This window comes from Acidovorax sp. KPB24-07 (genome assembly GCF_057543315.1).
Genome location: NZ_BAAJYS010000749.1, coordinates 1 through 1,053, shown reverse-complemented (window position 1 = coordinate 1,053; position 1,053 = coordinate 1). Strand labels below are relative to the sequence as shown.

Genomic DNA, 1,053 nt, shown 5'->3' with positions numbered 1-1,053 from the left:
GGTGTGGCGGCGCCGCTGATCGAATGGCACGGCGCCCTGCGCTGGGTGCAGGCCCCGCCGGACGCGGGCGCGGCGCTGCACGAGGCGGCGCAGGCCGTGGGTGGGAGTGCTTCTCTTTTTGTAGCAGACAAGGCAATCGGTACTAGGGCGTCAGGCCATTTCGATCCGGTATTGCCCGGCACGCTGGCACAGATCCATGCCCGGCTGCAGCAGGCGTTCGATCCGGCGGGCATCTTCAACCCCGGCCGGATGGGCCCGGGGCGGTAGCGCCATGCGGCTGCTGCGGCACCTCACCGGCCGGCACCGGACCCCGTCCACCAACCGGCTGCTCGGCCTGCTGCTGGCCTTCAACGCCGGGGCGGTGAACGCGGGCGGCTTTCTGGTGGTGCACCGGTACACCTCGCACATGACGGGGTTCCTGTCGATGGTGGCCGACAACCTGGTGCTGGGCAACATGGCGCTGGTGCTGGGCGCGGTGGGCACGCTGTGGGCCTTCATGTCGGGCGCGGGCACCACGGCCATCCTGGTCAACTGGGCGCGCCACCACCGGCTGCGCAGCGGCTTCGCGCTGCCGCTGCTGCTGGAGGCCCTGCTGCTGCTGGTCTTCGGGCTGCTGGGCGCCATCACGCTGGAATGGCGCACGCCGTTTTCCGTGCCGCTCACCGTGCTGCTGCTGGCCTTCCTGATGGGGCTGCAGAACGCGGTGGTCACCAAGATGTCTTCGGCGCAGATCCGCACCACGCACATGACCGGCGTGGCGACCGACCTGGGCATCGAGATCGGCAAGATGCTGTACTGGAACCGCAACGGCACGCCACCCGAGGCGCAGGTGCACGCCAACCAGGCGCGGCTGCGGCTGTTCGCCAGCCTGCTGGCCATGTTCACCGTGGGCGGCATCGTGGGCGCGGCCGGGTTCAAGCACGTGGGCTTCATCTGGGTCGTGCCGCTGGCCGCCATCCTGCTGGGCCTGTCGCTGCCGCCGCTGGCGGCCGATTTCGAACACCTGGCCCGGCTCTGGCGCGCCCGCCGCGCGCTGGCCCAGCGCGCGCCGCA

1 protein-coding gene and 1 pseudogene are annotated in these 1,053 nt (G+C 70.9%); both read left to right on the top strand.

What is annotated here, in order from left to right:
- Positions 1 to 267, top strand: a pseudogene (glcE, locus tag AC27IQ_RS25530) (glycolate oxidase subunit GlcE); the annotation flags it as partial.
- A gap of 4 nt (positions 268 to 271) precedes the next feature.
- Positions 272 to 1,053: YoaK family protein (locus tag AC27IQ_RS25525; RefSeq protein WP_487091301.1), on the top strand; the 782-nt coding region annotated here is incomplete at its 3' end.